This is a genomic window from Micromonospora sp. Mcm103 (genome assembly GCF_024519755.1).
In the GTDB taxonomy this organism is placed as follows: domain Bacteria; phylum Actinomycetota; class Actinomycetes; order Mycobacteriales; family Micromonosporaceae; genus Micromonospora; species Micromonospora aurantiaca.
In genome coordinates, this window is sequence record NZ_JALJRJ010000007.1 from 135,692 (window position 1) to 155,565 (window position 19,874).

Below are 19,874 nucleotides of genomic sequence, written 5' to 3' on the forward strand. Positions count from 1 at the left end.
ATGGCGAGGGCCCGGGCACGGATCGCGGCGCTCCTCCTCGCGCTCGGCGTACTCGCCGGGGCCACGATCTCCTGGCCGGTGATCGGAGCGGCCACACCCGCGTACGCCGCCGCGCCGGTCACCCAGGCGCGCGCCGAGCTGTGCAGCACCAAGGAGTGGCAGGCCGACTTCCGGTCCTGCGTCGGCAAGCTCAAGGCGGTCAGCGAGGACCAGGTCGAGTGCCGCAACGCGCCGGTGCCCGCCGCGCCGGACTCGGGCCTGGCCGGCTGGTTCGCGTCCCGGCCCGACTCGGCGAAGGAGCCCGGCCCGAAGGGCCTCTACAGCGACTACGGGTACGCCGGGTACAGCTACAACACGTACGACGTGGACGGCGGCTGCGCCTCCTCGGTGCTGCATCCGGACTACCGCTTCACGACTATGGTCGCCAACGGCGAGTTCATGTTCGCCAACGCGGTGATCGGCGCCTCGAACGCGCTGCGCGAGCGCGCCTGGGATCCACGCACGATGTGGAGCTGGGCCGATCCGCTGGTGGAGCAGGCCACGAAGGCCGTCTACCAGAAGGTGTTCAGCGTCTTCGGCATCATCACCGTCTGCGTGGTCGGCCTCTACCTGCTCTGGCGCTCCCGCCAGTCGGACATGAGCAACGCGATGACCACTGCCGGCTGGGCGCTGCTGGTGATGGTGGCGGTGACCGCGCTGGCCGCGTGGCCGGTCAAGTCCGCGAACATCGCCGACAACACGCTGATCAGCACGCTGGGCGTGGTGCACGACGCGGTCGGCCCCTCCTCCAAGACCGTCCCGCCGGACAAGTGCGCGCTGCCGAACCCGAGCGCCTGTGTCGACAAGCGGCCGCCCGCCGTACGTGCCAGCGACACGGCGACCGAGACGATGCTCTACCGGAACTGGCTGCGCGGTGTGCTCGGCTCGGCGGACAGCGAGACCGCGAAGAAGTACGGCCCGGCCCTGTACGACGCCAAGTCCCTGACCTGGGAGGAGTCGGAGAAGCTCCGCCAGAACCCGGCCACCCGCGAGGGCACGATCAAGGCCAAGCAACAGCAGTGGGCCCGTGTCGCCGAGCAGATCAAGACCGAGGATCCGGAGGCGTACGAGTACCTCAAGGGCACCAAGGACATGGACCGGATCGGTGCCGGTTTCATCGCGGTGCTGGCGTCGGTGTTGTTCGCGATGTTCGACCTCACCGCGTCACTGCTGGTACTGCTCGGCTTCCTGATCTTCCGCTGGGCGGTGATCGCCGCGCCGATCCTCGGCACCGTCGGCCTGATGCGCCCGGCCAGCGCCGGGCTCCGGCGGCTGGCGAACGCGGTGGTCGCCGCCGTCTTCAACATCGCCATCTTCGGCACCGGCGCGGCCATCTACCTCTTCGCCGTCGACCTGATCATGAACACTGCCACGCTGCCCGGCTGGCTCCAGGTGGTCCTGGTCTGGCTCTGCGGGGTCGTCGGCTGGTTGCTGCTGCGGCCGTACCGCCGGATCACCCAGCTCGGCGGCAAGGACAGCAGCGAGGCGGTCAGCTCGGCCGGCTCCTGGCACCGCCGGTTCTTCCGGGACATGCGGATCGCCGCGCGGCTGGACGTGGCCGAGCCCGGCGGCACCAACGAGCCGGCGATCGGCAAGCGCCGCACCGTCACGGCCGACCAGCGCAGTCTCCGGCCGGAGGCCCGGCACGAGGATCCGGCGCACAGCGCCACACCCGCCGAGCGGGAACGGCCGGACGGGCGGGAACGGCCGGAGGAGGCGCCCGCGAGCGGACGACCGGGTGAGCGTCCCGGCGGCACTCCCCGCCCCCGGCGCGCACCGTCGACCTGGACCGAGCCGGACGTGCCGGAGGAAACGCCCTCCTACGCCGTCTACCGGCCGGACTCGGCGGGCCGCGGCACCGCACCGGCCCGGCCGGCGCCGCGCATCCGCTCCGAGGCCCGGTGAGTCCGGTGCGGCGCGCGCTGGAGTTCCTCTTCACCCGGGTCCTCCGGTCCCGGATCGGTGTCGCCCTGATGATCGCCGTGCTGGTCTTCGGGGTGATCGGCGCGGCCCGCCTCGTCGCCGGCCCCGGCGATCCGGGTCTCGGCCTGACCAGCCGCCCCACCCAGCCGATCAGCACCGCGGATCCGGAGGCCGGTGACGACGGCGTGCTCGCCAGCCCGCCGACCGCCGTGGCCCCGAAGACCCGGCCGGGCGAGGACACGCCGGAGCAGGTCGCCGGGCGGTTCACCACCGCGTGGCTGAGCGGCCCGGGCAGCAGCGGCGACACGTGGCAGGCCCGCCTGCGGCCGCTCTCCACCCCGGCGCTGGCCGAGAAGATGACTGATGCCGACCCGGAGACCGTGCCCGCGCGGAGGACCACTGGCGCCCCGACGCTCCGGCCCCGTACCGAGTCCTTCGTGGAGGCGGTGGTTCCGCTGGACAACGGCACGCTCCGGCTCGAACTCGTCGCACCGGACGGACCCTGGCTGGTGGACGCGATCGACTGGGAGCGGTCGTGACCGCCGGCCCGGCCGTCGCCGGACAGGTCCGCCGGAAGCTGCGCCTCGGCGTGGTCGCCACCGCCGTCACGAGCGTGCTCGCCCTGCTCTGCTGCGTCGGCGGCGCCGGCGCCTTCCTCCTCACCGAACTCGGGGGCGACGAGGACGACCCGAAGCTCGCGGCCCTGAACTGCGACCCCACCTACCAGGTGAACCTGACCGGCGACATGCCGCGCTTCGCCGAGTACGGCGAGCGCCAGCTGCGCAACGCCGCGGTCATCATCAAGGTCGGCCAGGACATGAAGCTCCCCGCGCGCGGCTGGGTGATCGCACTGGCCACCGCGATGCAGGAATCAGCGCTGCGCAACCTCGCCAACAGCACGGTGCCGGCGTCGCTGGCGCTGCCGCACGAGGGGGTCGGCGCCGACCACGACTCGCTGGGCCTGTTCCAGCAGCGGCCCGGGTGGGGCAGCGTCGAGCAGCGGATGACGCCCTCGTACGCGGCCCGCAAGTTCTACCAGAAGATGGAGAAGGTGCCGAACTGGCAGCAGCGCCCGCTCACTGTGGTCGCTCAGAAAGTCCAGGTCAGCGCCTACCCCGACGCCTACGCCAAGCACGAGGAACTGGCCGGAGCCATCGTCGACGCGCTGGCCGGCGGCGCCGCCCGGACCGTGGAGATCGCCGGCAAGGCGGTGTGCGACGCCGCGGCCGGAGACCGGATCGCCGCCTCCGGCTGGACCGCGCCGCTGCCCGGCGGTGTGGTCTCCGGTTTCCGCACCACGGCCCGCCCCAGCCACCAGGGCGTGGACCTGGCCGCCTCGAAGGGCACGCCGATCCACGCCGCCTCGGCGGGCCGGGTGCTGGTGGCCCGCTGCGACCCCGACCGCTCCGGGCGGCGGGACTGCGACCGGGACGGCTGGCCGAACAAGGGCGGCTGCGGATGGTTCGTGGACATCCTGCACGCCGGCGGATTCATCACCCGCTACTGCCACATGGTCGAGCGACCCCGCGTGGTGCCGGGTCAGGCAGTCGAGGCGGGCGAGGTCATCGGGATCTCCGGCAGCAGCGGCAACTCGTCCGGCCCGCACCTGCACTTCGAGGTGCACAAGAACGGCGACCGGTCCAGCAACGGGGCGGAGAACCCGGTGCCCTTCATGCGCAAGCGGGGCGCGCCCCTCGGCGAGACCGGGTGAGGCCGGGCGGATGAGCAACCCCCTGCCCGACCCGTTCGCCGACCGGCCCGACTGGGCGCCGCTGCCGCCCCGGCCGGTGGAGACCGTGCCCGCCACCGGCGGCACCGAGCTGCGCGGCCGCCGCGTCCTGGTCGGCTTGCCCGGCCTCGGCTGGCGTGGCGACCTGCGGGCCGACGAGCGGGTGGTGCAGGGCAGCCGCACCTACGTACCGGTGATCCCGGAACACGAGTGGTACCGGGCCGAGGCCGAGCAGGTGGAGGTGTTCGCCCCGCTGGTGCCTGTGGAACGGGTCTGGGTGGAGACCATCGGTGAGCGGCGGCCGGTGGCCGGGGCGAGCGCCCCGGGTCTCCGGCTGGTCTCGCTGGACGTGCCGGAACGCCGGCCACCCACCCCGGTGTTCGAGGCCGACGCGGTGACCGGGCGGCGCGTGGTGCACGTGGACAACGGCGTGGAACGACGCGACCTGCGTGCCGTCACCGAGACCTACTCCGGCGCGGACGGCGACATCTGCGTGCGGGTGGCCCCGGAACTGGAGTGGTACCGGTGGGCCTGGCGCGGCCAGGCGCCGACCACGTTGGAGGTGCCGGTGCACCTGCTCTGGCTGGAGTAGCCGGGAGTCAGTCGGCGCGCTGCGCCGAGCAGACGCCCCAGCCGTCGTCGCGTCTCGTCTCGAAACGCCACCTCTGCCGCTCACTCTGCGTGATGCCGTCGACGGAGGCGGAGATGATGAGGTCGACCTCGACCACCGCGACCTCGCCGGACTCCTGAACGGCCAGCGGGCCCCAGCTCACCGAGATCGTCGTGTTGAAGCGCTGCTCCCGGGCCCCAAGGTCGTCGCGAAGCGCACGCAATGCGTCAGCGTCCGCCCTTCCAGCGCAGTCGAACTCCTCGGCTCTCGTGTCGTTGCGGTTTACGAGGAAGGCTCGGAGATAGTTGTCCACCACGACGTCGGGGGCGCTTCGGTCCGGGGCGGTCGCGCGGTCGTACAACACGAACCCGACCACTCCGCCGACGGTGCACAGCACCGCCAGCACCCCCGCGACGACAGCGAGCACTGTGCGCACCGGGCGCTTGGGGCGTACCGGAGCGGGAGCGGGCGCTGGGGGCGCCAACTGCTCCGGCGGGGTTCGCTGCGCCGGTACTCGGGACACCTGGGAACCGGCGGGGGGCTGCACTGATTCCACCTCCTGAGGCTATCGGCTGCGCCTCGCGTACCCAATGCCTGGAACCGGCGGATCGTGGCGAACCGCCGGGCGGACGCCGACCGGCGGCGGGGTGAGGCTGCTCACCGCCGACCAGCTCACCGCGCCGACCGACATCCCGGTGGACGGCCGCCGCCTGGGTTACCGTCACACCTCGGGGAGGACATGTCGGCCTCGGAAAGAGAGGTGGACGCGGTGGCGACTCCGAAGGCGCGCGCCGGCCGGGCCGCCGCGCTGCACCGCCGGGCCGAGGCCGCCGCGACGGCGGCGGCGGGCATCCTCGACGAGATCCGGCCCGCGCCTGCCGACCACCACCGGCAGTACGAGCTGGCCGAGCGCCTGCGGGCGGCGGCCGACGTGGCGGCGCCCGGTTGGGCAGGCGGGCCGCTGGAAGCGCTGAGCGCGACGACGCCTCCCGGTGACGGCCTGCCGCCGCTGGTCCGGGTGGGTACCGCCGCGCCGCTCGACGACGCCCGCTTCCCCGCGCTGGTGCCGCTGCTCGGCAGCGGCCACCTGAGCCTCGACGCCGACGCCTCGGACGCCCGGGTGGCCGGGCTGCTCCGCGCGCTGCTGCTGCGCGTCTTCGCTGCCACGCCGGCGGGAGCGCTGCTGGCCCGCGCGGTCGACGGCGGTTCCGGTGACACATTCGCCGGTTACGCGCCGCTCGCCGACGCCGGCCTGCTGCCCCCGCCCGCCACCGACCTCGCCGGGATGCGCGCGGTGCTGGCCGAGGCGGAGCAGTGGGTGGCCGCCGGGACAGCCCGGCAGCGCGGGCACGACCGGACGCTGCTGCTCGTGGTCGCCGCGCTGCCCGAGGGTACGACCACCGCCGACCTGGACCGGCTCGCCGGGCTGGCCGAGGGTGGGCCGCGCGCCGGGCTGCATCTGGTGCTGGCCGGCTGGCCGGACGGCAGCCCGCTGCCACGCGCGACAGCGGTCACTGTTCGCACCGCGTACGCGCTGGTCGGTGACCCGCCCGGCGCCGGCCTCAGCAGTCCGGGCGCCGAGCCGCCGGGCGGCTTGAACTCGCCCGTGTTCCTCGACGAGGATCCGCCCGCCGACCTGGTCGCCGCTGTCTGCGCGCGGTTGGCCCGGCAGATCGAGGACGGCTCCCGCCTCTCCCTGCGTGACCTGCTGCCTGCCGACGGGTTCTGGACGGCCGGCTCGGCCGACGGACTGAGCACCACTGTGGGTGACGCCGCCGGGCGCCCGGTCAGTCTGGGCTTCACCGAGCTGACGCCGCACTGGCTGGTCAGCGGCCGAGGTCAGGCGGGCCGGTCGGCGTTCCTGACCGACGCGTTGTTCGGCCTCGCCACCCGGTACGGCCCGGACGAGCTGGCGCTCTACCTGGCCGACCTGGCCGACGGTGAGTCGTTCGTGGAGTTCCTCCAGACCGAGCGGGACCGCTCCTGGGTGCCGCAGGTGCGTGCCGCCGGGATGGCCGCCGACCGGGAGTACGTGGCCGACCTGTTCGGCGAACTGGAGGCGGAGCTGCGCCGGCGCGAGGAGGCGTCCCGGCGGGCCGGTGGGCAGCGCTACGCCGAGCTGCGGCAGCACCAGCCGCTGCCCCGGATCGTCTGCGTGGTCGACAACTTCCCGCTGGCGCTGCGCGAGCGGGACCGGCTCGCCGCCGACCTGCTGGCCCGGCTGGACGCGCTCGCCCGCGCCGGCCGGTCGTACGGGATCCACCTGGTGCTGGCCGGCGAGGGTGACCTGGGCATCGGCGGTCCGCGTGACCCGCTGCTCGGCCAGTTCCCGGTGCGGGTGGCGCTGCCCGGCGGTTCGGCGGTGCTGGAACCGGCGAACGACTCGGCGGCCGGGCTGCCGGTGGGCAGCGCGGTGGTGAACACGGCGGGTGGCCTGGGCGGTCCGCGCGGCGCAACCCGGGGGCACGAGCGGATGATCCGTTTCCCGGATCCGTACGAGGATCCCGAGGTACTGACCGGCCTGCGGCGACGGCTGTGGGAGGCGCGGGGCGAGTCGGTGACGCCTCCGGTGGTCTTCGCCGGGTACGCCCGCCCGTTGCTCGCCAACGACCCGCGGCACCGGGCCGCGCTGGCCGGGCGGGCCCACGCGCCCGCCGCGTTGCTGGGCCGGGCGGTGGACGTGCGGCGGTCCACGGTGACGGTGCCGCTGGGGCCGGGCGCGGGGCGGAACCTGGCCGTCCTGGGGCGGGACGAGGAGGCCGAGCGCCTGCTGGTGACTGCGGTACGCAGCGCGGCTGCGGCGCATCCGGGCGCGGCCCGGTTCGTGCTGGCGCCGCTGGCGAACGGGTCGGCCGAGCCGGCCGGGGTGCTCGCCGCCGAGCTGGCCGGACGGCACCGGGTGGAGACCGTCGACGCGGCCGGGCTGCGGACCGCTATGGACTCGGACGAGCCGGGCTACCTCGTGGTGTTCGGGCTGGACGTGCCGGACGCCACCGAACTGCCGCCGGACCTGCTGCGGACGCTGCTGCTGGAGGGCCCGCCGGCCGGGCGGCACCTGCTCGGCTGGTGGCGGACACCGGCGCCACTGGCCGGGCTGCTCGGTCCGGAGGGCGAGGTGGACAAGCTCACCGCCGTGGCGGTCACCGACGTGCCGGGCGGCCGGCTGGAGCAACTCTTCGACCGTCCGGTCTGGTGGCGGCCCCACCCCTGTCGCGCGGTGCTCTGGGACGGCCCGGACGAGCAGGGCACCGTCTTCGTGCCGTTCGGCACGGCCGAAGTGGCGACCGCGCGGGTCGAGCCGGACCCGCGGGCGACGGAGCGCACCGGGGAGGGGGCGGCATGAGTGAGACCGGCACGGCCGTACCGGGGCCCCGCGCGGGTGGGCCGACCACAGTGGCGGACCCCGCCGAGTCGGCCTGGGCGGAGTACGTCGCGGCCGCGCGGGCGCTCGACGGCGTACGCCGGGCGGCGGCCACCGCCGCCGGGGAGCAGGCGCGGTCGGTGGCCGCGGCCCGCGAGGAGCTGACCGCGGTACGCGAACGGCTGGCGCCGCAGCAGTCCCGGCTGCGTGATCTGGGTGTCCCGGCGATGTCGCTGGTCCCGACGCCGCCGGAGGTGACCGAGGCGGCCCGGTCGATGGCGGGCGGGCCGTCGGCGGTGCTGGCGGCGCTGCGCGCGGCCGGGGACTGGGCGGACGCGGCGGACGACACGTTGAGCGCGCGTGGCCTGCCGCGGCTGGCCCGGTGGCCGTCCCGGCCCCGCAACCTGCTGGTGTACGGACCACTGGCGCTCGTGGTGCCGCTGCTCCAGTTGCTGCTGTACGCGGTCGCCGGTCCGGGACCGGTGACAGTGCTGGCGCTCCTCGTGGGGCTGCCGCTGCCGGCTGTCGCGTTCATGCTGGGCTGGCTCGCGGTGGGGCGGATCTTCCGCCCGCGGCCCACCGACCGGGTGGACCGGACGCCCCGATTCGGCGCCCTGGTCTGCCTGGTCCCGGCGGTGCTCACCGCCGCCGGACTGCTGCTCGCCATGCTGCCCGACTGACGACGGCCGCGCCTCCCGGGCGGGAGTACGCGGCCGTCGGTGCCGGTCGAGGGTCAGCGGGCCATGATCAGCGCCATCGCCTCGGCCCGAGACTTCGCGTCGTTCTGCAGGCCGCCGCGCACGGCGGACGTGATGGTCTTCGCGCCCGACTTCTGGATGCCGCGCATCGCCATGCACATGTGCTCGCACTCCAGCACCACGATCACACCGCGCGGGGCGAGGCTGGACATCAGCAGGTCGGCGATCTGCGAGGTGAGCCGCTCCTGCACCTGCGGCCGGCGGGCGAACACCTCGACCAGCCGGGCCAGCTTCGACAGGCCGGTGATCCGGCCGTCCGGGCCGGGGATGTAACCGATGTGCGCGCTGCCCCGGAACGGCAGCAGGTGGTGCTCGCAGAGGCTCATCACGTCGATGTCCCGGACGAGCACCAGTTCCTCGTGGTTGGCCTCGAACGTGGTGCGGAGCACCTGGGCCGGGTCGACACGCAGGCCGGCGAAGAGTTCGGCGTACGCGCGGGCGACCCGGGCCGGCGTCTGCTGGAGGCCGTCGCGGTCCGGGTCCTCGCCGACCGCGATGAGGATCTCGCGGACCGCCTTCTCGATCCGGGCGAGGTCGACGCTGTCCTCCACCGGGCCGCCGGTGAGCTTGCCGCTGATCAGGCGTGCGGCCACGTAGTCGAGCGCGTCGTCCCCGTCGGGCTCGGTCGCGGAGACGGCCGGCTCCCTGTGGTGGGAACCGGCCGTCGTCGGATCGCTGTTCAGTGCGTACCGTCCGAGTTGTTGCTGGAACCACCGATCGAGGCGGCGGCGTCGGCGCGGGCCTGCGCGGCCAGCGCCTCCTTCTCGGCCGGGGTGAGCACCGGCGGCTCGGTGGAGGGCTGACGCTTGCCGAAGCCGTGGTACGGCGCCATCGGCGGGCGCTTGACCACACGCGCGCAGATCCGGGCCATGTCGGCGGTGGAGAGCGTCTCCTTCTCCATCAGCTCCAGGACCATGTTGTCCAGGACGTCCCGGTATTCCACCAGGATCTCCCAGGCCTCGTCGTGGGCCAGCTCGATCAGCGCACGCATCTCGCCGTCGATCTCGGCCGCCACCGCGTCGGAGTAGTCCCGCTCGTGGCCCATGTTGCGGCCGAGGAACGGCTCGTCGCCGCTGGTGCCGTACTTGATCGCACCGAGCTTGGAGCTCATGCCGTACTGCGTGATCATCGCGCGGGCCAGCTGCGTGGCCTTCTCGATGTCGTTGCCGGCGCCGGTGGTCGGCTCGTGGAAGACCAGTTCCTCGGCCGCCCGGCCACCCAGCGCGTACGCCAGGGTGTCGATCATCTCGGCCCGGGTCTGGGTGTACTTGTCCTCCGTGGGGAGCACGAGCGTGTGACCCAGCGAGCGACCCCGGGACAGGATGGTCACCTTGTGCACCGGCGCGGCGTGCGGCAGCGCCCAGGCGACCAGCGCGTGCCCACCCTCGTGGTACGCGGTGATCTTCTTCTCCTGGTCGCTCATCACCCGGGTCCGGCGCTGCGGGCCGGCGATCACCCGGTCGATCGACTCCTCCAGGGAGTCGTTGGTGATCGCCCGCTGCTCCTTACGAGCGGTGAGCAGCGCGGCCTCGTTGATCACGTTGGCCAGGTCGGCGCCGCTGAAGCCCGGGGTACGCCGGGCGACCGCGTCGAGGTCGACGTCGGGCGTGAACGGCTTGCCCTTGGCGTGCACCCGCAGGATGGCCTTGCGGCCCTCCATGTCGGGGGCGTCGACCGGGATCTGCCTGTCGAACCGGCCCGGACGCAGCAGCGCCGGGTCGAGGATGTCCGGCCGGTTGGTGGCGGCGATCAGGATGACGCCGCCCTTGGTGTCGAAGCCGTCCATCTCGACAAGCAGCTGGTTGAGCGTCTGCTCCCGCTCGTCGTGACCGCCGCCCATGCCGGCGCCGCGGTGGCGGCCGACGGCGTCGATCTCGTCGACGAAGACGATCGCCGGAGCGTTCGACTTGGCCTGCTCGAACAGGTCGCGGACGCGGCTGGCGCCGACACCGACGAACATCTCGACGAAGTCGGAGCCGGAGATGGAGTAGAAGGGCACCCCGGCCTCGCCGGCGACCGCGCGGGCCAGCAGCGTCTTGCCGGTACCGGGCGGGCCGAACAGCAGCACGCCCTTCGGGATCTTGGCGCCCAGGGCCTGGTATTTCGCCGGGTTCTGCAGGAAGTCCTTGATCTCGTGCAGTTCCTCGACGGCCTCGTCCGCACCCGCGACATCAGCGAAGGTGGTCTTCGGCGTGTCCTTGGTGATCATCTTCGCCTTGGACTTGCCGAAGTTGAGCACCCGGGAGCCGCCGCCCTGCATCTGCGACATGAAGAACAGCAGCAGGAGCACGAGCAGCGCGATAGGAAGCAGGTTGACCAGCAGGCTGACCCAGATGCTGTCCGACGACACCTTGGTGTCGACCGGGCCGGTGATGCGGTCCGCCGCCTCGGCCTCGCGTACCTGGTTCCAGACCTGGCCGCCGACCTCGTACGGGAACTGCGCCTCGATCTTGTCAGTGGTGGTGTCGCCGTCGAATTTGGCCTTGTCCTTCAGGTCGAGCTGGAGCGTCTGCTCCTTGTCCTGGAAGACGACCTTCTCGATGCCACCCTTGTTGAGCTGGTCGAGCGCGACGGACGTGTCCACCCGGTGGTAGCTGGGACCAGCGGTGAACAGTTGACTGAGCACAACGGCGCCGAGGATGACCAGGATGATCCAGACCACCGGTCGGCGGAAGAAACGCGTACGTTCCATGCTGTAGTCGGGTGCCGAGGCGCCCGCATCCTCCTGATCGACGTCCTGACCGTCTGAATGGTGTCGCCGCCTTGAGCGGCAGCCGGGGCCGCCGTGCGGGCCGGCCCGACCCCCGGGGCACGCAAACTGCCGCACCACGGTCATTCGACGGTACACCGTGCGCGCGAGGAGTGAGCTTGCGAGCCCCGCAGTCGCGCACATCCGGAACCTCGGCGCGCGCGACGAGTGAGCTTGCGAGCCCGGCACTTACGCGTAGGGCGAACCCGGGTTCGAGCCGGCGTGGCGGGGAGCTCCCACCCGGCCCGCCCACACCGCACGGTCACGCGGTTCGAGGGGCCGGGCGTGGAGGGTGCCTCCACGTCACCGACTCCTACCGTAGACCGGAAGACTGAGAGCCCGCTGAATGTCAGCTGACGAAGGGCTCGGCAAAGCCTCAGGCCCGCGCGTACACCTCGGGCTTGAGCACCCCGACGTAGGGCACCTCGCGGTACCGCTCGCCGAAGTCGAGCCCGTAGCCCACGACGAACTCGGTGGGAATGTCGAACCCGACGTACTTGACCGGGACCTGCACCTTGACCGCGTCCGGCTTGCGGAACAGCGCGACCACCTCGACGCTGGCCGCGGAGCGCGACTCCAGGTAGCGCAGCAGCCAGGACAGCGTCAGACCGGAGTCGACGATGTCCTCGACGACCACCACGTGGCGGCCGGCGATGTCCCGGTCCAGGTCCTTGAGGATGCGGACCACGCCGGACGAGGTGGTGCCCTGGCCGTAGGACGAGACGGCCATGAACTCCAGCTCGGCGGGCGGGCCCTGGCGGCCCAGCGCGCGGGCGAAGTCGGCCATGAACATGACCGCTCCCTTGAGCACACACACGAGCAGCAGGCCGTCCTCGACGTGGGCGTAGTCCGCCGAGACCTGCTTGGCCAGCTCCGCGGTCTTGTCGCGGATCTGCGCCTCCGAGATGATCACGTGGTCGATGTCGGCGTCGTACCAGGAGCCGTCAGCCATGCTCCTAGCCTGCCGTACGCCCCCGCGCCGCCGTCGGCGGGGCCGCCCCTTTTGGCGCGGTCCCGCCGGGGATTTTCGGCGCGAACTGAATAAATCACCTCAGCAGGTACGGGAGCGCCAGCGCTGCCCGTCGTCGCTCGGCTTCCAGTCGGCCGAGTCGCGGGTGTCGGCGGTGAACCCGAAGGCGCTGGCGCCGACGAGGAGGAGCAGGAACAGCAGAAGCAGCAGAACGGTCATGGCGGCGCTCGCTTTCGCATGGTTGAGACTGTTTTCGCCGCCGGTGCGCACCGGACACCATTGATTCTGCGGGCCACCGACCGATCCGGACAGTGGCAGGAATGTCACCGGGCATCGATTTCCTGCCACCTGTCGGGTTACCCTCGTCACATGCTCCGCTCGGTCGCCGTCATCGCCATGGACCAGGTCGCCGCGTTCGAACTCGGCGTGCTCGCCGAGGTCTTCGGCACCGACCGCACCGCCGACGACTTCCCCGGATACCGGTTCGACGTCTGCACCGCCGACGGCGGTGCGGTCCGCAGCCGCTCCGGGTTCCTGCTCAGCCCCACCGCCGACCTGGGCGCGGTCGAGGACGCCGACCTGGTGGCGGTGCCCGCGCACGCCGACGGCACCCCGGTACCCGAACCGGTGCTCGCCGCGCTGCGCCGCGCCGCCGACCGGGGCGCCTGGCTGCTCAGCGTCTGCGCCGGCGCGTTCGTCCTCGGCGAGGCGGGCATCCTCGACGGGCGCGACTGCACCACCCACTGGCGGTACACCGACGAGCTGCAGCGCCGCTTCCCGGCCGCCCGGGTCCAGTGCGACTCGCTCTACGTGCAGGACGACCGGCTGCTCACCAGCGCCGGCACCGCCGCCGGCATCGACGCCTGCCTGCATCTGGTACGCCAGGAGCACGGCTCCGCGGTGGCGACCCGGCTGGCCCGCCGGATGGTGGTGCCGCCGCACCGCGACGGCGGCCAGTCGCAGTACGTCGAGACGCCGATCCCCAAGGCACCGGAGGCACCCACGCTGGAACCGGTGCTGGAGTGGCTGATGGGACACCTGCGCCGGCAGGTGACGGTGGACGAGCTGGCGGCGCGCGCCGGGATGGCGCCACGGACGTTCGCCCGCCGGTTCCGCGCCGAGACCGGCACCACTCCGCACGACTGGGTGACCAACCAGCGGGTGCTGCTGGCCCGGCACCTGCTGGAGGACACCACGCTGAGCGTGGAGGGCGTGGCCGAGCAGGCCGGCTTCGGCGACGCGGCGGCGCTGCGGCACCACTTCACCCGTCGCGTGGGCACCACCCCGCTGGCCTACCGCACCACTTTCCGAGACCGCCAGACCACCTGACCCACCCCGCCCCGTCCCGCCCCGCCCCCCACCCCGTCGATCATGAAGTTGACCGCGCTTTCCGCCCGTTTCCTCCCCGTCAACTTCATGATCGACGCCCCCGCCCGCCGCCCCTGGAGCAGTGATCAAGGAGTTTGCGGGCTGGGGAGGGCCGGAAAGTGACCGAAAGTCCTTGATCAACGGGACGGGGGACGGGCAAGGGCGGGCGGGCGCGCCGTCAGGGCAGGAGGTGGCCTGTGTGGCGGCGCACCTGGTGGTTACCGGGTAGGTGCACCGGGCCCTGTCCGTGCCAGGCCGTGACCAGGGCGTCCAGCGCCGCCACGTGACTGTGCGACAGCGCGGCCGGCGTCGCGCCCAGCTCACGGGCCCAGGCGTGCAGCACCCGGGTACGGACGGCGGCCGGCAACCCGGCGAGCCCGGCTACGGACAGCCCACCGTCAGCGGTACGGACGTCGGCGAGCGCGGTGTCGGCGAGCGCGTCGAGCGCGGCGTTGTCGGCCGCGAGCAGCCCGGCGGTACGGGCCAGGTTGGCCACCACCCCCGGCCCCAGCGCGTCGACGAGTGCCGGCAGCGCGTCGGACCGGACCCGGGCCCGGGCGTACGCGGGGTCGGCGTTGTGCGGGTCCGCCCACGGGTCGAGCCCGAGCGCGGCGCAGGCGGCCCGGGTGTCGGCGCGCGTGACGTCGAGCAGCGGGCGGAGCAGGGATACCCCGTCGACGTCGCGCCGCTCCGGCATCCCGGACAGCCCGCGCGGTCCGGCACCCCGGGCCAGCGCCAGCAGGACGGTCTCGGCCTGGTCGTCGCGCGTGTGCCCGAGCAGCACCCCGGCTGCGTCGTAGCGGCGGGCGGCAGCGACCAGCGCCTCGTACCGGGCCTCGCGGGCGGCCGCCTCGGGTCCGCCGGGCCGGCCGTCCACGCGTACCGGAAGCACCTCGACCGGGTCGAGCCCTGCGGCGCGGGCCCAGCCGGTGACCGCCTCGGCCCGTTCGGCGGACCCGGCTTGCAGGCCGTGGTCGACTGTCACCAGGCCGGCCGGGCGCCCGAGCCGGGGGGCCACGAACGCGGTGGCGGCGGCGAGCGCGAGCGAGTCGGCCCCGCCGGAGCAGGCCACCAGCACCGGGCCGCCGCCGGGCAGGCCGGTCAGCATCCGGCGGACGGCGAGCCGCACCGCGGCGACGACGGGAGCGGGCGACGGCGAGCGGCGCGACCGAGCGCCGGAATCAGCCCGGCCCGCGGAAGAAGCCGAACCGAGCGGACCAGGGGAACCAGCCCAGCCCGCAGAATCAGCCGGATCGAGCGGCCCGGCCGGACCGGCCGGATCAGCCGACGGGCGGGGTGGCACCGGCGGGCCCGTGTACGCGGGACACCCAGGCGTCCGGGTCGCCCAGCTCGTCCAGGCGGGGCAGCGTCAGCGGGGACGAGAAGATCTTGTTGAAGCCCTGCATCCCCACCCGGTCGACGACGCCGTGCACGAACTTGCGGCCCTCGGCGTACTGGCGCATCTTGACCTCGATGCCGAGCAGCCGCCGGATCGCCTTCTCCAGCGGGTTGCCGGACTCGCGGCGGCGGTTGAACGCCGCCCGGATCGACTCGACGCTGGGGATGACCTGCGGGCCGACGCCGTCCATCACGAACTCGGCGTGGCCTTCCAGCAGCGTCATCAGCGCGGTCAGCCGGTCCAGCACGGCGCGCTGGGCCGGGGTCTGCACGATGTCCAGCACGCTGGCCCGGCTCTCCGGGTCCTTCACCGCGTCGGAGAGCGTCGCCACACCGCGGCGGAGCCGTTCCAGCAGGTGCTCACCGCCCTGGGAGGCGTCCACGAACGCCTGCACCTCGCCGAGGAAGTACGCGCGCATCCACGGCACGGCGGTGAACTGGGTGCGGTGAGTGACCTCGTGCAGGCACACCCAGAGCCGGAAGTCGCGCGAGTCGGCGCCGAGCTTCCGCTCGACCTCGAGGATGTTCGGCGCCACCAGCAGCAGCTGGCCGGGGTCGCCGGCGAAGACCTCGTACTGGCCGAGCACGCGGCCGGAGAGGTACGCCAGCACGGTGCCGGCCTGCACACCTGTCACCCGGGAGCCGATCGCCTCGGTGAGCGCGCCCGGCCGCTTGTCGCCGGAGAGGCGCTCGACCAGCGGGGAGACGACCTCACGCAGCCCGGCGATGTTCGCCGCCGCCCAGTCCCGGCGGTCGACCACGCGTACCGGCGGGTGCGCGACCTGCGCGCGCAGGCCGGTGTAGTCGGCGACGTGACCGGCCGCCTCGTCGGTCAGCCGGCGCAGGTCGCCGACCACGTCGGTGGCCTCGGCGTACGACACCCGGGGGCCCGACTTGCTCAGCGCCCCCGCTGTCGCGGCGGCCAGATCCCAGTCCACGAACTGCGCCATGAACCCACCGTACCCGCGCCGGAACACCCCCACCCGGGCTCGCGCCGGCCGATCGACGCCCGTCGGTCAGCGGCAGCCGCACCCGGCCAGCGCCGAGCTGATCCGGTCCAGCGCCGCCCGGGTCTCGTCCAGCGAGCCCTGGGTCCGGTCGGTGAGCACGGCGAACGTGAGCAGCCGGCCGTCGGCTGTGGTAACCGTGCCGGCGATCGCGTTGACGCCGCTCAGCGTGCCGGTCTTGGCCCGGACGACACCCGCTCCGGCGCGGGTCGCCGCCGCCCGGTAGCGCTCGTCGAGCGTGCCGGACCAGCCGCCGACCGGCAGTCCGCCGAAGATCGCCGCGAGTTCGGGGTGGCTGCCGTTGCCGGCGAGCGTGATCAGGTCGGTGAGCAGCGAGGGGCTGATCCGGTTGGTGCGGGACAGCCCGCTGCCGTCGGCCAGGCTGATCTCGCCGGCGGGCAGGCCCAGCTCGCCGAGCACCTGGTCGGTGGCCGCCGCGCCGCCGACGAACGAGCCCGGCTTGCCCTTGGCGAGCGCCACCTGGCGGGCCATCGCCTCGGCGATCACGTTGTCGCTGTCGCTGATCATGATGTCGACCAGCCGGATCATCGGCAGGGACTCGACAGTGCCGAGTTCGGCGCCGGGGGCCGTACCCGTGGCGCCGGACGCGGCCGGCGCGGTGCCCCGGCTCACCTGGGCGGCGCCGCCGGTCAGGCCGAGCAACTTGGCGAACTGGCGGCCGGCGGTCAGGTCGGGCTGCGGCACCCGCTCGGCGGCGTGGTTGGTCTCCTCGGCGGTGCGCCGCGCCTCCGCCGCGTTCTTCCGGGCGCCGTCGGTCATCAGCGCGGTGATCGCCGCGCCGAAGCCGCCGGTGGGGATGTCGGCGTCCCAGCCGGGCTCGAAGACCGGGCCGCTGAACAGCGACGAGTCGACGATCACCTTGGTCGGGGCGGTGCCGCCGAGCGCGTCGCGCACCTGGGCGGCGAGGTCGTCCAGCCGGGCCGCGCCGGGGTAGAAGCCGTTCTTGTCCACGGCGAGCGTGGGGTCACCGCCGCCGACCAGGACCACCTCGCCCGGGTTGGCGCCGGCCACGGCCCGGGTCGGGATCCGGTAGGCGGGACCGCGCGCCGCGAGCACCGCCACCCCGGTCGCCAGCTTGGTCACCGAGGCGGGCACGGTGGGCGTGTCCTGGCCGCTGCCGTAGAGCGCCTGGCCGGTGCTCACGTCCGCCACCGACACGTGCACCCGGTCGCCGAGCGCGGCGGCGCGGACCAGCGGGTCGAGGGCGGTACGGATGCCGGCCTCGGTGGGCAGCGGGGCGTTGCCGTCCGGACCGGCCAGCACGGCCGGCGGCGTGGGCTCGGGCGGCGCGGCGACCGCCGTACCCGTGCTGTCGACGTCGCCCAGCCACCCGGCGACCGGGCCGGGACGCAGCACGGCGAGCCCGGCCACCGCCAGGGCCAGCACGAGCACGCAGGCGAGCGCCGCGACGAGCCGCAGGCGACGTCGCGGTCGGCCCGGGGGCGGCCCGGAGGGTGCGGGCGGCGCGGCGCCGACCGGTGGGACCGGCGGGCTGACCGGGATCGAGTCCGGCGCGCCGGGCCGGTTCAGCGCAGCCGTGGGATCGTGCGGCGGCCCGACGCGGGCCGAGCCGCTCGCCGGGCCGGAGCCGTGATGCAGCGGGCCGGGGCCGTGGTGGGGCGGGCCGACGCGGGCGGACCCGGTGGCCGGAGAGGGACGATGAGGGACGTTGGCCCCCGGGACGGACACCCGCCCGGTGGCCCCGCCGGAACCGGAACCGGCGGACCCGCGCCCGTCAACCCTCTCGGGGCGGTAGTGTGAATCTTCCCTCCCCACGGCCCCCTCCTCCCCGCTCGAAATCGCCTTGGGCGACACTACTTCGGTCCGAACACTATGCGGCGGCCGGAGCCGACGGGGGGCGTTCACCCCGCGCCGGGGGTGAGCCGCTGGTTTCCGTTAGCCAGCGTGGGCAAACGAGGGAGCGTGGAAGATGGATTTCGACGTCACGGTTGAGATCCCCAAGGGTCACCGGAACAAGTACGAGGTAGACCACGCGACCGGCCGCATCCGGCTGGACCGCACCCTCTTCACCTCCACGCAGTACCCGGCCGACTACGGGTTCATCGAGGGCACCCTGGGCGAGGACGGCGACCCGCTGGACGCGCTGGTGCTGGTGCCGGAGCCGACGTTCCCGGGCTGCCTGATCCGCTGCCGCACCATCGGCATGTTCCGGATGACGGACGAGAAGGGCGGCGACGACAAGGTCCTCTGCGTGCCCTACGAGGACCCGCGTCAGGAGCACCTGCGCGACATCCACCACCTGGGCGAGTTCGACCGGCTGGAGATCCAGCACTTCTTCGAGGTCTACAAGGACCTGGAGCCGGGCAAGTCGGTCGAGGGCGCGACCTGGGTGGGCCGGGTCGAGGCCGAGGCGGAGATCGCCGCGTCGTACCGGCGCGCCAAGGAGGCCGAGGAGCGCGGCGAGACGCTGCACTGACGATCATGCTTGCCGGGGGCCCGGGTCGCGCGTCGCGACCCGGGCCTCCGCGTGTTCAGGCGAGCAGGTCGCGGGCCCGGTCGTAGAGGCCGAGCACCGCGCAGGCCACCGGCACCACAGCGACCACGAGCGCGGTGTCGGTCAGGTCGGCCAGCCGGCCGAGGTACGGGGAGACGGGCCGCCGGGCGTACGTGGCGCCGGCGGTGACCGCCGTCAGGGCCAGGGCCAGCCCGCCCACAGTCAGCGCGAGCCGCCCACCCGGACCGGCCCGGCCGGCCAGCACCACCCCCAGCAGCGCGAACCCGGTCAACCCGGCGACGATCGCGGGCACCCGGTGCCGTACCGCCACGAACAGGCGGGAGCGCAGCAGCAGCACCCCGCAGGCGACGGCGGCGAGCAGCAGCCCGGCGGTCCGGCCGACGGAGACGAGCACCGCGACCGCGCCGACGGCGAGCACCGCGTGGCCGAGCAGCATCCCGGTGAGCACCTCCTCGGCGCGCGCCACCGCCGCGTGCACCCGGCCCCGGTCCGGCAGGTCCCGGGTGCCGGCCGGGCTGGGCAGGGTGAGCGGCGGCAGCGGAAGCTTGCCGACCCGGATGGCCAGCAGCGGCAGCCCGCCGAGCGCGAACACGAGCACGGCGAGCAGGACGGCGGCGGTGCCGTCCGGGTCGAGCAGCAGCCCGCCGAGCGCTGCCGCCACGCCCGCCAGGCCGACTGTCACCCCGGCCACGAAGACGCGGGACCGGCTGGCCACGCCGAGCAGGCCGAGCACCGCCACCAGCAGCAGCGCCACCGAGCCGACCAGCAGTTCCGGGGCACCCACCCAGCGCAGGCCGGGGATCGGGCCGACCGGATCGCCGGAGGCGACCGCGAGCGCACCGGCCACCGCGGCCCAGGGCAGCGCGTACCCGCCGAGCGTGGCGCCGACCGGGCCGTCCCCGTACGCCCGGGACGCCGCGGTGGCGGTGAGCACCAGGACCAGGGCGACCGCCGCGGCGACCGGCCAGCCGCGCGCGCCCGGCCCGGCCGCGACCACGGCGACCAGGCCGACGGCCAGGGGTACGGCGGCACCGGCGAGCGCCGCGGCCCGGGTGGCCCGGCCCGACCAGGCGGCACCCCGGCGCCGGGCGCCGTCCACGATCGCCTCGACCACGTCGTCGTACTCCAGCTCGGGCCACTGGGCGCGGGCCGGCACCAGGTGCAGCACCTCGCCGTCGCGCACGCCCTGCGGCAGCAGCGCCTGGGCGGTGGTGAGCACCGCGCCGTCGGTCCGGCGCAGCACCCACCCGCCGTGCCGTTCCCCGTCGTCGGCCAGTCCCTCCCCGGCGTGCCGGAGCACCTCGGGCAGCAGCTCGGCCAGGGGCACCTGCTCCGGTAGGGCCACGTCGACCCGCCGCCTGGGCGCGCTGATCGTGACCCGGGCGAGCCCGCTTGTCATCGAGGCATCTCCATATCGAGCGGAGGGAGTGGGCTGACGGACGAGAGGACTTTACCTACGATGAGC

Annotated in this window: 17 protein-coding genes; 8 read left to right on the forward strand and 9 right to left on the reverse strand. The window is 74.0% G+C overall.

The features are described from left to right. The 4 genes from OC439_RS11575 to OC439_RS11590 are packed head-to-tail and all read left to right on the forward strand — an operon-like array spanning position 1 to position 4,283. Positions 1-1,944: an MFS transporter gene (locus OC439_RS11575; RefSeq protein ID WP_262013402.1), complete on the forward strand. Its 1,944-nt coding sequence runs from the start codon at positions 1-3 to the stop codon at positions 1,942-1,944. Beyond that, the gene (locus OC439_RS11580) at positions 1,941-2,501 is read left to right on the forward strand and encodes a hypothetical protein (protein WP_262013403.1); all 561 of its coding nucleotides are present in this window, start codon (positions 1,941-1,943) and stop codon (positions 2,499-2,501) included. The genes OC439_RS11575 and OC439_RS11580 overlap by 4 nt, the downstream gene beginning before the upstream one ends. After that, a complete protein-coding gene (locus tag OC439_RS11585; RefSeq protein ID WP_262013404.1) occupies positions 2,498-3,673 on the forward strand; it encodes a M23 family metallopeptidase in 1,176 nt (391 codons plus the stop codon). The genes OC439_RS11580 and OC439_RS11585 overlap by 4 nt, the downstream gene beginning before the upstream one ends. A gap of 10 nt (positions 3,674-3,683) precedes the next feature. Then, positions 3,684-4,283 (forward strand): hypothetical protein, encoded by a 600-nt coding sequence (locus OC439_RS11590; protein WP_123110626.1) that lies wholly within the window; start codon positions 3,684-3,686, stop codon positions 4,281-4,283. A gap of 7 nt (positions 4,284-4,290) precedes the next feature. Here OC439_RS11590 and OC439_RS11595 read toward each other — a convergent pair whose 3' ends face one another. Next, positions 4,291-4,848, reverse strand: a complete 558-nt coding sequence (locus OC439_RS11595) for a hypothetical protein (protein ID WP_262013479.1) — start codon at positions 4,846-4,848, stop codon at positions 4,291-4,293. 213 nt (positions 4,849-5,061) lie between these two features. Here OC439_RS11595 and OC439_RS11600 point away from each other — a divergent pair, with 213 nt between their 5' ends. Together OC439_RS11600 and OC439_RS11605 are read left to right on the forward strand one after the other, a co-directional pair. Then, on the forward strand, positions 5,062-7,644 hold the full coding sequence (locus OC439_RS11600) for an FtsK/SpoIIIE domain-containing protein (RefSeq protein ID WP_262013480.1): 2,583 nt from the start codon (positions 5,062-5,064) through the stop codon (positions 7,642-7,644). Continuing rightward, on the forward strand, positions 7,641-8,342 hold the full coding sequence (locus OC439_RS11605) for a hypothetical protein (protein WP_262013405.1): 702 nt from the start codon (positions 7,641-7,643) through the stop codon (positions 8,340-8,342). The genes OC439_RS11600 and OC439_RS11605 overlap by 4 nt, the downstream gene beginning before the upstream one ends. Positions 8,343-8,395: 53 nt before the next feature. Here the strand turns inward: OC439_RS11605 and folE are convergent, their stop codons facing one another. From folE to OC439_RS11625, 4 genes are all read right to left on the reverse strand, one after another. Further along, a complete protein-coding gene (gene folE / locus OC439_RS11610) occupies positions 8,396-9,013 on the reverse strand; it encodes a GTP cyclohydrolase I FolE (RefSeq protein WP_013288986.1) in 618 nt (205 codons plus the stop codon). Positions 9,014-9,099: 86 nt separating this feature from the next. Next, positions 9,100-11,112, reverse strand: coding sequence for an ATP-dependent zinc metalloprotease FtsH (gene ftsH, locus OC439_RS11615; protein ID WP_135242355.1), 2,013 nt, complete (start codon positions 11,110-11,112; stop codon positions 9,100-9,102). A gap of 433 nt (positions 11,113-11,545) precedes the next feature. Next, positions 11,546-12,121, reverse strand: coding sequence for a hypoxanthine phosphoribosyltransferase (hpt, locus tag OC439_RS11620; protein ID WP_013288988.1), 576 nt, complete (start codon positions 12,119-12,121; stop codon positions 11,546-11,548). Positions 12,122-12,220: 99 nt separating this feature from the next. Beyond that, the gene (locus tag OC439_RS11625; protein WP_018786602.1) at positions 12,221-12,358 is read right to left on the reverse strand and encodes a hypothetical protein; all 138 of its coding nucleotides are present in this window, start codon (positions 12,356-12,358) and stop codon (positions 12,221-12,223) included. 150 nt (positions 12,359-12,508) lie between these two features. On the opposite strand from OC439_RS11625, the gene OC439_RS11630 reads away from it, so the two are divergent. Then, a complete protein-coding gene (locus OC439_RS11630) occupies positions 12,509-13,468 on the forward strand; it encodes a GlxA family transcriptional regulator (protein ID WP_262013406.1) in 960 nt (319 codons plus the stop codon). Between the two features lie 217 nt (positions 13,469-13,685). Here OC439_RS11630 and tilS read toward each other — a convergent pair whose 3' ends face one another. From tilS to dacB, 3 genes are all read right to left on the reverse strand, one after another. Beyond that, positions 13,686-14,615, reverse strand: coding sequence for a tRNA lysidine(34) synthetase TilS (gene tilS / locus OC439_RS11635; protein WP_262013481.1), 930 nt, complete (start codon positions 14,613-14,615; stop codon positions 13,686-13,688). A gap of 172 nt (positions 14,616-14,787) precedes the next feature. Further along, the gene (locus OC439_RS11640; protein WP_120574100.1) at positions 14,788-15,855 is read right to left on the reverse strand and encodes a zinc-dependent metalloprotease; all 1,068 of its coding nucleotides are present in this window, start codon (positions 15,853-15,855) and stop codon (positions 14,788-14,790) included. 66 nt (positions 15,856-15,921) lie between these two features. Further along, the gene (dacB, locus tag OC439_RS11645) at positions 15,922-17,436 is read right to left on the reverse strand and encodes a D-alanyl-D-alanine carboxypeptidase/D-alanyl-D-alanine-endopeptidase (protein ID WP_410054911.1); all 1,515 of its coding nucleotides are present in this window, start codon (positions 17,434-17,436) and stop codon (positions 15,922-15,924) included. 427 nt (positions 17,437-17,863) lie between these two features. Here dacB and OC439_RS11650 point away from each other — a divergent pair, with 427 nt between their 5' ends. Then, positions 17,864-18,370, forward strand: coding sequence for an inorganic diphosphatase (locus tag OC439_RS11650; protein ID WP_013288994.1), 507 nt, complete (start codon positions 17,864-17,866; stop codon positions 18,368-18,370). Positions 18,371-18,425: 55 nt separating this feature from the next. On the opposite strand, the gene eccD is transcribed toward OC439_RS11650, so the two are convergent. After that, positions 18,426-19,808, reverse strand: coding sequence for a type VII secretion integral membrane protein EccD (gene eccD / locus OC439_RS11655; RefSeq protein WP_262013407.1), 1,383 nt, complete (start codon positions 19,806-19,808; stop codon positions 18,426-18,428). Positions 19,809-19,874: the final 66 nt, after the last annotated feature.

Excerpts from the sequence above, each read along its gene's own strand:
- OC439_RS11625 (WP_018786602.1), bottom strand. The coding sequence starts at position 12,358 with ATGACCGTTCTGCTGCTTCTGCTGTTCCTGCTCCTCCTCGTCGGCGCC.
- OC439_RS11605 (WP_262013405.1), top strand. The coding sequence starts at position 7,641 with ATGAGTGAGACCGGCACGGCCGTACCGGGGCCCCGCGCGGGTGGGCCG.
- OC439_RS11650 (WP_013288994.1), top strand. The coding sequence starts at position 17,864 with ATGGATTTCGACGTCACGGTTGAGATCCCCAAGGGTCACCGGAACAAG.
- OC439_RS11640 (WP_120574100.1), bottom strand. The coding sequence starts at position 15,855 with ATGGCGCAGTTCGTGGACTGGGATCTGGCCGCCGCGACAGCGGGGGCG.
- OC439_RS11575 (WP_262013402.1), top strand. The coding sequence starts at position 1 with ATGGCGAGGGCCCGGGCACGGATCGCGGCGCTCCTCCTCGCGCTCGGC.
- hpt (WP_013288988.1), bottom strand. The coding sequence starts at position 12,121 with ATGGCTGACGGCTCCTGGTACGACGCCGACATCGACCACGTGATCATC.
- eccD (WP_262013407.1), bottom strand. The coding sequence starts at position 19,808 with ATGACAAGCGGGCTCGCCCGGGTCACGATCAGCGCGCCCAGGCGGCGG.
- OC439_RS11630 (WP_262013406.1), top strand. The coding sequence starts at position 12,509 with ATGCTCCGCTCGGTCGCCGTCATCGCCATGGACCAGGTCGCCGCGTTC.
- ftsH (WP_135242355.1), bottom strand. The coding sequence starts at position 11,112 with ATGGAACGTACGCGTTTCTTCCGCCGACCGGTGGTCTGGATCATCCTG.
- OC439_RS11590 (WP_123110626.1), top strand. The coding sequence starts at position 3,684 with ATGAGCAACCCCCTGCCCGACCCGTTCGCCGACCGGCCCGACTGGGCG.
- tilS (WP_262013481.1), bottom strand. The coding sequence starts at position 14,615 with ATGCTGACCGGCCTGCCCGGCGGCGGCCCGGTGCTGGTGGCCTGCTCC.